Source organism: Methyloceanibacter sp., assembly GCF_050726195.1.
GTDB lineage: Bacteria > Pseudomonadota > Alphaproteobacteria > Rhizobiales > Methyloligellaceae > Methyloceanibacter.
Genome location: NZ_JBOHJC010000025.1, coordinates 18,559 through 30,507, shown reverse-complemented (window position 1 = coordinate 30,507; position 11,949 = coordinate 18,559). Strand labels below are relative to the sequence as shown.

At 62.3% G+C, this 11,949-nt stretch carries 9 protein-coding genes; 7 read left to right on the top strand and 2 right to left on the bottom strand.

Annotation, left to right across the window (positions count from 1 at the left end):
• Positions 1-281 precede the first annotated feature (281 nt).
• The 4 genes from ACRECX_RS14755 (at position 282) to ACRECX_RS14740 (ending at position 5,872) form a co-directional block, all read left to right on the top strand.
• Positions 282-1,415: a helix-turn-helix transcriptional regulator gene (locus ACRECX_RS14755; protein WP_431559605.1), complete on the top strand. Its 1,134-nt coding sequence runs from the start codon at positions 282-284 to the stop codon at positions 1,413-1,415.
• Between the two features lie 117 nt (positions 1,416-1,532).
• Positions 1,533-2,948, top strand: coding sequence for a calcium-binding protein (locus ACRECX_RS14750; protein ID WP_431559604.1), 1,416 nt, complete (start codon positions 1,533-1,535; stop codon positions 2,946-2,948).
• A 103-nt stretch (positions 2,949-3,051) separates the two neighbouring features.
• Entirely contained in the window at positions 3,052-4,458 is a 1,407-nt protein-coding gene (locus tag ACRECX_RS14745) for a calcium-binding protein (RefSeq protein ID WP_431559603.1), read from the top strand.
• Between the two features lie 247 nt (positions 4,459-4,705).
• Positions 4,706-5,872, top strand: a complete 1,167-nt coding sequence (locus tag ACRECX_RS14740; RefSeq protein WP_431559602.1) for a calcium-binding protein — start codon at positions 4,706-4,708, stop codon at positions 5,870-5,872.
• A 17-nt stretch (positions 5,873-5,889) separates the two neighbouring features.
• On the opposite strand, the gene ACRECX_RS14735 is transcribed toward ACRECX_RS14740, so the two are convergent.
• Positions 5,890-6,813 (bottom strand): helix-turn-helix domain-containing protein, encoded by a 924-nt coding sequence (locus tag ACRECX_RS14735; protein WP_431559601.1) that lies wholly within the window; start codon positions 6,811-6,813, stop codon positions 5,890-5,892.
• Between the two features lie 253 nt (positions 6,814-7,066).
• On the opposite strand from ACRECX_RS14735, the gene ACRECX_RS14730 reads away from it, so the two are divergent.
• The gene (locus ACRECX_RS14730) at positions 7,067-8,263 is read left to right on the top strand and encodes a calcium-binding protein (protein ID WP_431559600.1); all 1,197 of its coding nucleotides are present in this window, start codon (positions 7,067-7,069) and stop codon (positions 8,261-8,263) included.
• A gap of 29 nt (positions 8,264-8,292) precedes the next feature.
• Here ACRECX_RS14730 and ACRECX_RS14725 read toward each other — a convergent pair whose 3' ends face one another.
• The gene (locus ACRECX_RS14725) at positions 8,293-10,002 is read right to left on the bottom strand and encodes a long-chain-fatty-acid--CoA ligase (RefSeq protein ID WP_431559599.1); all 1,710 of its coding nucleotides are present in this window, start codon (positions 10,000-10,002) and stop codon (positions 8,293-8,295) included.
• 356 nt (positions 10,003-10,358) lie between these two features.
• Here ACRECX_RS14725 and ACRECX_RS14720 point away from each other — a divergent pair, with 356 nt between their 5' ends.
• Both ACRECX_RS14720 and ACRECX_RS14715 read left to right on the top strand, forming a co-directional pair.
• Positions 10,359-10,628 (top strand): acyl carrier protein, encoded by a 270-nt coding sequence (locus ACRECX_RS14720; RefSeq protein WP_431559598.1) that lies wholly within the window; start codon positions 10,359-10,361, stop codon positions 10,626-10,628.
• 65 nt (positions 10,629-10,693) lie between these two features.
• On the top strand, positions 10,694-11,932 hold the full coding sequence (locus ACRECX_RS14715) for a beta-ketoacyl-[acyl-carrier-protein] synthase family protein (RefSeq protein WP_431559597.1): 1,239 nt from the start codon (positions 10,694-10,696) through the stop codon (positions 11,930-11,932).
• Positions 11,933-11,949 lie beyond the last annotated feature (17 nt).

The window sequence follows — 11,949 nt, the reverse complement described above, 5'->3', positions numbered from 1 at the left end:
AGCAGGACTTCCACGACAAGAAGGGCGAGCTGCGTTACGAGGACAAAGGCTCCAAGGTTGTCGTCCAGGGCGACGTCAACGGCGATGGCAAGGCCGATTTCGAGATCCTGGTGAAGGTCGGGGCGCTCAGCGCCGGCGATTTCCTGCTCTAGCCGCGGCGGTCCCCTTCGGGGGCCACCTGTGGACGACGCCCTTTGCTCAGGCCTTGTTCGCGTCGAACGCGTTCCCGGCCCCCGCGCCATGCCCTAATAGGGTATGATCGGCGCGTTGGGGCCAGGATCATGAAACAGGCGGAGAAAGTATCGGCGCTGATCGGCGACGTCTACGACGCCGCGCTCGATCCTTCGCTTTGGCCCGGCGTGCTCCGCAAGGCGGCCGCGTTCGTCGGTGGCTCTTCAGCGGCGCTCTATTCCAAGGACGTGAGCAGCAGGACCGGTACGGTCTACTACGATGATGGCAGCCTCGATCCACACTACACACACCTCTATTTCACCACATACATAAAACTCGACCCGACCACGACCACGTTGCTCCTCGCCGACATCGGTGAGCCGATGGCCACTAGGGACCTAATCCCTTACGACGAATTTCTTCAGAGCCGAATCTACAAGGAGTGGGTTCAGCCTCAGGGTTTGGTCGATTGCGTGAATACCCTCCTCGATAAGTCTGCAACCAGCCTGGCGGTATTCGGGGTGTTCAGGGATCGAGCCCACGGTATCGCCGACGAAGCGACCCGCAAACGCGCGAGACTTATCGTGCCGCACGTCCGCCGAGCCGTGCTCGTCTCCAGGGTCATCGAATTGAAGACGACGGCGGCCGATACTTTCGCCGAAACGCTCGACGGGCTGAATGCTGGCATGTTCCTCGTCGACGCCGGCGGCCGCATCGTCCATGCCAATGCGGCTGGTCAAGCCCTCCTTGCGGCAGGTGAAGTTGCGCGGGTCGTTGGCGGCCGGCTCATTGCGCAGGATTCAGGTGCCGATGGAGTTCTTCAGGACGTTTTCGCCGCTGCGAGTCTCGACGACATGGCGGTTGGAACGAGCGGCATCTCCGTAGCGCTTGCCGCGCGCGACAGTTCACGCCATTTGGCCCACGTGCTGCCGCTGACGTCCGGCTTACGCCGACGCACGGGCAATGCCCAGCATGCGGTCGCCGCCGTATTCGTCCACAAGGCGGCCCTCGACATGTCGCCGCCGTCAGAGGTAATCGTCAAAACGTTCGGGCTCACGCCGACCGAACTTCGCGTCTTGCTCACTGCCGTGGAAGTTGGCTCCGTTCCGAGCGTTGCCGATACCCTAGGCATCTCGGAAAACACCGTGAAGACGCATCTGAAGCGGCTGTTCCGAAAAACCGGAGCAAACCGCCAGGCCGACCTCGTCAAGCTGATGGCGAAGTTCGCCAGCCCACTCGCCTAGCGGGAATTCCTACATCGTAGAAATTTGCGGGGGTCACCCGGTCGGGTGACGCGGAAGCCCTTGGCCCCATCCCATATCGCTCCTCAGCAAGACAACCCCGACTCTGAAGGAGCAATCATGTCGTTTCACTTTCTCGATGGAAATTCGTACGGCGCCTATACCGCGGCAGGTCCGGGAGAGATCATCGTCGATCCTCTGGCCACCGTTCACGCCACGGCGGCAGACACCCCTGCGCTGACGCTCACCTTGGGGTCGTGGAGTGTCGTGGTGAACGGCGGTGTTGCCGCCGATAGTGGCCACGGGATCAATCTCAGAGACGCCGGCGCCTTCTCTTCGCAGGTCATCGTCGACGAGGGCGCCGCCATCTCTGCCGGAGGCTCTTCCAGCAGCGGTATCAATGCCGCGCATGTGACGAACATCACCAACCGTGGCTCGATCACAGGCGGTTATGCGGGCATCAACGCCACCGACAGCGGCTTCATCAAGAATTCAGAGACCGGCATGATCGAGGGCGCTCGCTACGGCATCCGTTTCGGTGGTGATGACCTCTTGCTTCTCAACGGCGGAACGATCAAAGGCGGCGAATTTGCCGTGCTCGGTGGAAGCGGCGTCGAAAACATCGCCAATTACGGAACGATCGAAGGCGGCGTCTTCCTCGGGGATGGCAATGACATCTTCCAGAACTACGTCTCCGAAGACGGGGTCACCCAATATGGGACTGTCACCGGGAGGATTGTGCTCGGAAAAGGGACTGACATTTTCGAGGGCGGTGACACCAATGAGACCGTCGTGGACGGCGACGGCAAGGACCTCGTCAAGCTCGCCGGCGGCAACGACGCCTGGTTCGGTTTTCTGGCCGGCGGCGATGATGTTGACGAAACGATAGACGGAGGTGCCGGTGTCGATACGTACGACGCGAGCCAGTCGGGTGCCGTGGGCGTGGCGATCAATCTCGACACGGTCGCGCATAACGGCCACGCCGCGAGGACTGCCGACGACTTCAATGCCACGACAGCCAGCGACACGATCTTCAGCTTCGAGAATGCCGTCGGCACCTTGGGCCAAGATTTCATCTTTGGCACCGGCGGGGCGAACACGCTTATCGGCAACGCAGGTGACGATTTCCTGTCCGGCGAGGCCGGCAACGACACGCTGAAGGGCGACGCCGGGATGGACACGCTGACCGGCGGCCGCGGCAAGGACACGATGTACGGTGGGGCTGACGCCGACATTTTCGACTTCAATTCCATCAAGGAGTCGCTCAAGGGCTCGAACCGCGACGTCATCCAAGACTTCAAGCGCGGCCAGGACGACATCGACCTCAAGGACATCGACGCCAAGAAGGGCGTCAGCGGCAATCAGAAGTTCAAGTTCATCGGCAAGCAGGACTTCCACGACAAGAAGGGCGAGCTCCGCTACGAGGACAAGGGCTCCAAGGTCGTCGTCCAGGGCGACGTGAACGGCGACGGCAAGGCCGACTTCGAGATCATGGTCAAGGTCGGCTCCCTCAGCGCCGGCGACTTCCTGCTCTAGCGAAATTCGTTCGCATCACCCGGTCGGGTGACGCGGATCCTCTTGGCTCACCGCCACATCGCATCCAGCGATCAATACCCATCGCACCACGAGGAGCGCCCCAATGCCCATCCAATTTCTCAACGGAAACACTTACGGCCCCTATTCCGGCGACGTGCCTGACATCATCACGGTCGATCTTGGAGCCACTGTGCATGCGACGGGTGCAGGCACGGCGGCTCTAAATCTCGGCTCCGGCGCCTGGGAGCTCAACCTCTATGGCAAAGTGACTGCGGATGATGGCCATGCCGTCAATCTCAAGGACGCAGGCACGTTCTATTCGACAATCGACGTTGGACGCGATGCGGAGATTTCGGGCGGAGGGTCGTCGGGCATTGGCATCGCCGCGGCCCATTCAACCTCCGTCAGTAATTCCGGCTCGATCAAGGGTGGATCGACCGGCATTCTCGCATCCGGTGAAGACTTCGGCATCTTCAATTCAGGCGCGATCGAGGGCGGGCGCTACGGGATTCGCTCCCTCTCGGACACGCACCAGATCCTTAACGCCGGGACGATCAGCGGCGGCGAGTACGCGATTCTTGGCGGAAGCGGCGTCGAGCTCGTCGTCAATATCGGAACGGTGAACGGGAACGTCCATCTCGGCGACGGCAACGACATCTTCCAGAATTTCATCAAAGATTCTGAAGGCGATGGTGTTGTGACCGGGACCATCGATCTCGGCAAGGGCGACGACGAGTTCCGCGGCGGCAACAACAAGGAGACGGTCAGAGACGGCGACGGCAAGGACACGATATCGCTTGGTGGTGGCGACGACCTTTGGTTTGGGTTCCTCGCCGGCGGCGACGATGGCGTCGACATCGTCAAGGGTGGAACCGGTATCGACACCTACGACGCAGGCCAGTCTGGCGTGCAGGGTGTAGCGATCAATCTCGACACGGTGGCCCATGGCGGGCACGCCGCCTCGTCGGCCGACGACTTCAACGCCTCGACGGCGGCAGAGTCCATCTTCAGCTTCGAGAACGCCCTTGGCACCAACTTCGCCGATGTCCTGTACGGCTCGAGCAGCGACAATTTTTTGATGGGCCGCGACGGCGACGACAAGCTGTCTGGCCTGGATGGCGACGACACGCTGAAGGGCGACGCCGGTATGGATACGCTGACCGGCGGCCGTGGCAAGGACTCGCTGTTTGGCGGGGTTGACGCCGACGTCTTCGATTTCAATTCGATCAAGGAGAGTGTGCGGGGCGGGAGCCGCGACATCATCCAGGACTTCCAGCGCGGCACCGATGACATCGACCTCGTTGATATCGACGCCAAGACCGGCGTGTCCGGCAATCAGAAGTTCACGTTCATCGGCAAGCAGGACTTCCACGACAAGAAGGGCGAGCTGCGCTACGAGGACAAGGGCGCCAAGGTCGTCGTCCAAGGCGACGTCAACGGCGACGGCAAGGCCGACTTCGAGATCATGGTCAAGGCCGGCGCCCTCAGCGCCGGCGATTTCATCCTTTAGCGCGAGCTACTGAGAAAGCCGCGCGGCGCGGCTCGTCCGGCAGGGCGAGCCGTCTGCCGGTGGCGGCACGGCCAAGTTGTTGGAGAGTCTTGAGAATATTTTTTCAGAGCCATCCCCGATCGCGTGACGCGGAGCCTCTTGGCCGCTCCCCATATCGCTTCACGAAACGGCGCCGGGACCGCTCTAAGGCCCGGTGCCAACGCCGTCCGAGAGGGCGCGCCAACCCCAAAATGCAAGGAGCAGAATCATGGCTTTGGTCAACGGTACGGACAACTCCGAGACGATCGACCAGAACGACGGGGTCACCGATCAATACGACGACATCTACGGCAAAATGGGAGACGACGACATCTTCGGGCTTGGCGGCGGCGACTCCATCAACGCCGGAAGTGGCGACGACAAAGTGTGGGGCGGCGAAGGCGATGACCGGATTTACGGCGATTTTGGCTTCGACACCCTTCGTGGCGAGAATGGCAATGACCTGCTTGTCGGCGGCCCTGGTGGCGATCAGCTGTTTGGCGGTGAGGGGTTCGATTACGCCTCCTATTCAGACTCCAGCGCCGGCGTCACGGTGAATCTCGCGACTGGATCCGCCTCTGGGGGCGAAGCGGCGGGCGATACCCTGTTCGACATCGAAGGCCTGTATGGCTCCCAGCATGCTGACACCCTCATAGGCAACGATCTTGCCAATTATCTTGGGGGCGGCGGTGGCGCAGACACCCTGGAGGGCGGACTCGGCGACGACACCTATGCCATCGACCAGGACGATACGGTTATCGAGAATGAGAACGGCGGCAACGATGCGGTCTTCGCATATTTCCAGATGCCAGGCTCGATCAAGCTGCCTGACAATGTCGAGAGACTGTTTCTCAGCGGGGACGCGGCGACCGAGATCAACGCGACCGGCTCGTCGGCCAGCGACTTCATCTACGGCAGTGACGGCGCGAATCGTATCAAGGGACTGGCCGGCGACGACACGCTCGAAGGCGATGAAGGCAAGGACGTCCTCGTCGGCGGTCTTGGCAACGACATACTCAATGGCGAAGAGGGCGCCGATACGCTGACCGGCGGCCGTGGCAAGGACTCGCTGTTTGGCGGGGTTGACGCCGACGTCTTCGATTTCAATTCGATCAAGGAGAGTGTGCGGGGCGGGAGCCGCGACATCATCCAGGACTTCCAGCGCGGCACCGACGACATCGACCTCGTCGGCATCGACGCCAAGACCGGCGTCTCCGGCAATCAGAAGTTCACGTTCATCGGCAAGCAGGACTTCCACGACAAGAAAGGCGAGCTCCGCTACGAGGACAAGGGCTCGAAGGTGATTGTCCAGGGCGACGTCGACGGCGACGGCAAGGCCGATTTCGAAATTCTGGTCAAGGCCGGCGCCCTCAGCGCAGGAGATTTCATCCTTTAGGCACGCCGGCGCGGCGGCTACAGGTGCTGCTTGCGCCATTCGCTCGGCGTCGCGCGCAGGCGCTCGGCGAACACGCGGCCGAAATGCGAGACGTCGCTGAAGCCGCAAGCGAAGGCGATCTCCGTGATGGTGCGGCCATAAGACTCCGGCGAGGCCAAAAGCTTGGCGGCGCGGTCTAGCCGCTGCTCAAGCACTCGCCGCGTTACTGTCGTGCCGTGTGCCGCAAAAACCCTGTTCAGTGTGCGCGTCGACATTCCCAGCGCCTTCGCAATCCGCTCCGGCCTCAAGGAAGGATCGCCGAATTTGAGGGCGATCACCCGGCAGGCGCGCGCAAACATGGCGGCGCGCCAAGCCTCCGGCGGTAGCGGCTTGCCAGGCGGCTCCGCGAACGCCTCGGCCACCAGGTCGGCGAGATGCTGGCCGTATAGGGCCACCACGGCGGGCGGCAGCTCCTCCATCGTCTGGAATCCGGCGGCGAGATAGCCTGCGAGCATCCGGGCGAGCGGACGGTCGTGCGGAAGGACAGAACCGGCGAGGCGTTCGGGATGCGGCATCCGCGCGTCGATCCACGCCTTCGGAATGTTCACGAACAAGTGGCGGAACGGCTGTTCGAAATTGAACTCATAGGCGTGCATGCTGTCGACGATGAACACGTCCCCCGGCGTGAGGAGCCGCTCCTCGCCTCGCGTCATTAAGGGCGTGTCACCGTCAACCTCGATCGCGACCGAATAGACGCCGGCGCGCGCGCGCGCGATCTCGGCCGGTGTCAGTGCCACGTGGCAGCCGCAGGCGCTAACGCTCACGACCAGGAGGTCTCCGGCCCTCCTCACGTCCATCTCGGCGTGGAACGGCAGATCGCCGGCCGGCTCGACGCGGAACGGCGCAAAACCTTGCCTCAGGAAGTCGGCCCAGTAATCCAATTTGTCGTTGGAGCGGAACATCGTGGCGCTCCTGGTCGAATTCGGTGTCGCGCTTAGTCGAGCCGTGTGGCGCCGGCCGTCTTAGGATTCTCCCAGGAAAACCGTGACGTGCAAGCCGTCACTTTGGGGCGGCCTGCACGCCTTGGATTCCGGCGCTCTGAGCGCAGAGGCCTTGCTCCGAAGCCATGCGCGCTTCGGAGGGTTTGGGCCAGACGACACTTTAGCCTCCATCCGTCCGCACGGCGTGCGGGCGCGGCCACGGAAGGAGCAGATCATGACCCTCTTTATCGGCACCAACTTCACCCTCACGACCGACGTAGTCGACCCGGCCGCCGACGCGATTCAATACATCGCCAACAACATCCAACTCACCATCGCGCCCGGCATCCGCGTCGGCTCGAGCGCCGGCGACGGGATTGAAAGCATGCAAAATGGCAGCACCCTGATCAACAACGGCAATATCTTCGGGTTCGAGTTCGTCGGCGTACGCTTTTCTGGCGACAATGCGACCATCGTGAACAACGCCGGCCGCGGCATCGAGGGACGCCTTGGTGGAATATCTCTGACTAGCGACGGCGCCGCCGTCACCAACCACGGCAACGTGGTCGGCCATCAGGGCGGCGGCATCCAGTTTGGCCCCTATTCCGGCGACGTGCTGACCAATTTCGGTGTCATCTATGGACAGGACAACGGAATTACCCCGGTTTCGAACTTCGACGGCGGCACGATCAGAAATTTTGGGCTGATCCACTCCGATACTTTCGGTGTGTTTATCAACACCGCTCAAGGTCTAACGACGGCAGTCACAAATTTTGCCGGCGGTACCATCAAAGGCACCGATGAAGCGATCTTTACCCAAAACGTTGGCCGGCTGTCCCTCGACAATCGCGGCACCATCGCCGGCGGCATCGACTGCAACGCCTTCAATGGCAACGTCAACGACGTGGTGCTCAACAAGGGCAAGATCACAGGCGATGTCCTTCTCGGCCCCGGCGCCGATAAATTTAACGGCGCGGCTGGCGCCGCCGTCCAAGTGTTCGGCGAGGCCGGCAACGACACGCTCACAGGTGGCAAAGGCAACGACAGGCTGAACGGCGGCGACGGCAATGATGCCCTCACCGGCCACAGGGGCAAAGATACGCTGATCGGCGGCGATGACCGCGACTTCTTCGACTTCAATTCGATCAATGACAGCGTCGTCGGCGCGAAGCGCGACCGCATCGTCGATCTCAATCGCGCCGAGGACGACATGATCGACCTGCGCGGCATCGACGCCAAGACCGGCGTGTCCGGCAATCAGAACTTCAAGTTCATCGGCAAGAGCGACTTCCACGACAAGAAAGGCGAGCTCCGCTACGAGGACAAGGGCTCGAAGGTCATCGTCCAGGGCGACGTCAACGGCGACGGCAAGGCCGACTTCGAGATCCTGGTCAAGATCGGGGCGCTCTTCGCCGGCGACTTCCTGCTTTAGGCACGGGGCGCGGGCCCTTGCGGCCCGCGCTAGCTGTGTTGCGCGCGCAGGTCCTTCTTCGACAGCTTGCCGATCATGGTCTTCGGCAGATCGCTGCGGAACTCGATCGCGGCCGGCAACTCGAGCTTGGAGAGCTTGGGCCGCAGGAACTCCATGAGCTCCAGCGCCGTCGCGTCGCGGCCGTCCTTCAGCCGCACGTAGGCCTTGGGCGCTTCGCCGCGGTAGGCATCGGGAATGCCAACCACGCACACCTCGGCAACGGCCGAGTGCTCGTAAAGCGCATCCTCGATGCGCCGTGGGTAGACCTTGAAGCCCGAGGCGTTGATCATGTCCTTGATGCGGTCGACGATGAAGATGTAGCCGTCCTCGTCCATGTAGCCGACGTCGCCGGTGCGGAAGAAGCGGCCGACAAACGAGCCCTCCGTCTCGGCCGGCTTGTTCCAATAGCCGGTCATCACTTGCGGTCCGGCGATGCAGAGCTCGCCCGGCTCGCCACGCTTCACCACGATCGCCGGGTCTTCGAGCGAGCGGATGGTGATCTCGGTGGCGGGGAGCGGCAGGCCGATCGAGCCTTCCTTGGGGGAACCGGGGGGATTGCAGGTGGCGACGGGCGACGTCTCGCTGAGGCCGTACCCCTCCACCACGCTGCCACCGGACAGCTTCTCGAAACCGCGCTTCACCTCGATCGGCAAGGCCGCGCCGCCCGAGAAGCAATATTCGAGCGATGAGAGGTCGAACGCCTTGATCGTGGGATGGCGCAGCATGGCGTTGAACAGGGTCGGCACCCCCGGCATCATCGTCGGCCTGAGCGCGCTGATGAGCTTCAAGGTGGGGATCAGCTCGAACTTCGGCATGAGAATGATCTCCATGCCGCTGATGATTCCGAAATTCATCACCGCGGTCATGGCGAACACGTGGAATAGCGGCAGCACGCCGAGAATGCGGTCGGCCTCCCTCGGCTGGAGGTTCCGCCAGGCCTTCACCTGAGCCACGTTGATCGAGATGTTGGCGTGGGTGAGCATGGCGCCCTTGGGCGTGCCGGTGGTGCCGCCGGTATATTGCAGGACGGCGATGGCGTCGGGGGTGATGACGGGTTTGCGATAGCGCCCGTCATTGTCGAGGACTTCCCGCTCATGCACGATCTTGCCCGTCTTGGCCCGCGTCTTGACCTCGGCGAGCTTGGTGCGCTGCAGGAGTTTGAAGCCCATCGACTTGAGCGAGGGAAGCAGCGCGGTGAAGCTCGCCACCACGGCCGTGTCGATCGCGCCGCGCGTGAGCATGGCCTCGACCTTGTCGAAGGTCAGGGCGAGGTCGAGCGTCACCATGATCTTGGTGTCGCTGTCGCGGATCTGGAACTCGATCTCGTCGAGGCTGTAGAGCGGGTTGAAATTGACCACCGTCCCGCCGGCCTTGAGCACGCCGAAATAGAAGATGACGAAGGTCGGTGAGTTCGGCAGCAAGAGCCCAACCTTGACCCCTTCGCCAACGCCGAGCGCCCGCAAGCCCTTGGCCGCCCGGTCCGATAGCGCCCCGATCTCGGCATAGGTCAGGCGCTTCCCCATGAAATAGGTGCATGGCCTTGGGCCGAACGCCGCGACCGCATCGTCGAGCAGGGTGCCGAGCAGGCGCGGGCTGAAGGTCTGGTCCCACCGCACTTTTGGCGGATAGGCCCTTAGCCAGGGCCGCTCGTTCGCGCGGGGCGCCTCGTGCAAGGTTTCGGAGTTCGTCTGGCTTGCCATCGACTTCGATTCTTGTTTGCTTTACGGCCTCTTAACGGACGGAGACGCCTCTATGAGAGGCAATTGGCCGCAAGCCCCTTCCTCTTCTATTATTGTAGCACGGTATTGATTAAGTCCTGCCGGGGAGGTTCCCACCCCTCCTTGGCGGAATATGCTAAAACCAAGGCGCAAGCTGGCGCAAAAACGCCAATTTTGTTAGCGATTAGAGCGTATGGTGGGCGAACGGCCGAGGGCCGGGCGCGGGTAGACTCGACCAGTTTTTAAGTCTATTCCAATGCCCGACTTGCCCTCGGATTAGCTATGTTTCAGCCAGGGACCATTAGACACGGACCCCCAAACGGGGCAGGGAGAGCGATATGGACGAGGTGGCCACCAAGATCATCGAGATTCTGCGAAAGAACATGAAGGACCCATCCAAGACCGTAACGCTCGAAACCCCCCTGAGCGAGCTTGAGATCGAATCCCTCGACCTCGCGGTGATCGTGTTCGATATTGAAGATACCTTCGGCATCGAAATCCCTTATAATGCCAACGAAGAGGTTGAAGCGTTCGCGACGGTCGGCTCGGTGGTCGATCGCGTGAAGGGGATCATCGCAGAAACGAAGGCCTCGGGCGCAGCAGCTTAAACCGGCCATTCCGCTCGGGTCCTTCCCGGGACGTCGACCAGGCTTGGAGTACGGCTTAGCACTACATGACACACACTAACGGACGCAGACGCGTCGTGGTCACTGGCCAGGGCGTCGTCACTCCTTTGGGCACAGGCGTGGACAAGTTCTGGGCTGCTCTCAAGAGCGGCGCATGCGGCATTCGCGAGGTCCAGAGCTTTCCGACCGAGGACCTGTACATCACGATTGCCGGCGAAGTGCCGGACTTCGATCCGAAGGAGCGCTTGCAGAGCAAGCAATTGCTGTTGGCCGACAAATACTCGCAATATGCGGGTTGCGCCGCGCAGGAAGCTGTGGCGCAGTCGAAGCTCGAAGTGCCGGTCAAGGACCACAACGGCTACCGCGCCGCCTGCATCATCGGCTCCGGCGTCGGCGGTCTCACTACCCTCGAATTTTCCTACAAGATGCTGTTCAAGGAGAACAAGCGGGCCACCCACCCGCTCACGCTCTTGAAGGCGATCGGCTCATCGGCGTCCGCCCATGTCAGCATCGAATACGGCATCAAGGGCCCGACCTTCGGCGTGGTCAGCGCCTGCTCGACCGCGACCCACGCGATCGGCCTCGTCTACCAGATGATTCGCGGCGGCCAAGTCGATCTCGGTATCGCTGGCGCGGCCGAAGCCTCGCTCAACTGGGGCGCGACGCGCGCCTGGCAGGCCATGCGCGTATTGAGCCCCGACGGGTTGTGGCCTTTTTGCAAGAAGCGCAACGGCACCGTTCTCGCCGAGGGCGCCGGCATCCTCATGCTCGAGGAATACGAGCGCGCCAAGGATCGCGGCGCGCCGATCCTGGCCGAGCTGCTGGGCTTTGGCATGACCGCTGACGCCGCCGACATGGTCAACCCGTCGATCGACGGCGCCTCCACCGCCATGCAGATGGCGCTCGACGACAGCGGGCTCGCCGCCTCCGACATCGATTATGTCAACGCTCACGGCACGGCGACCGCGGTCAACGACATCAACGAGACCCGCGCCATCAAGCGCGTGTTCGGCAACGCCGCCAACAAGCTCTCCATCTCCTCGACCAAGTCGATGCACGGCCATTGCCTTGGCGCCGGCGGCGGCATCGAGGCGGTCGCCGCCATCAAGGCCATCCAGGAAAAATTCGTACCGGCCACGGTCGGCCTCGACGAGCCCGATCCTGAGTGTGACCTCGATTACACGCCGAACACCGGCAAGAAGCGCGAGGTCAACTACGCCATGTCGAACAGCTTCGCGTTCGGCGGCCTCAACGCCGTGCTCGTGTTTGGCCCCGCGCCCGCCTAACGGCTCACGCCCTCCAT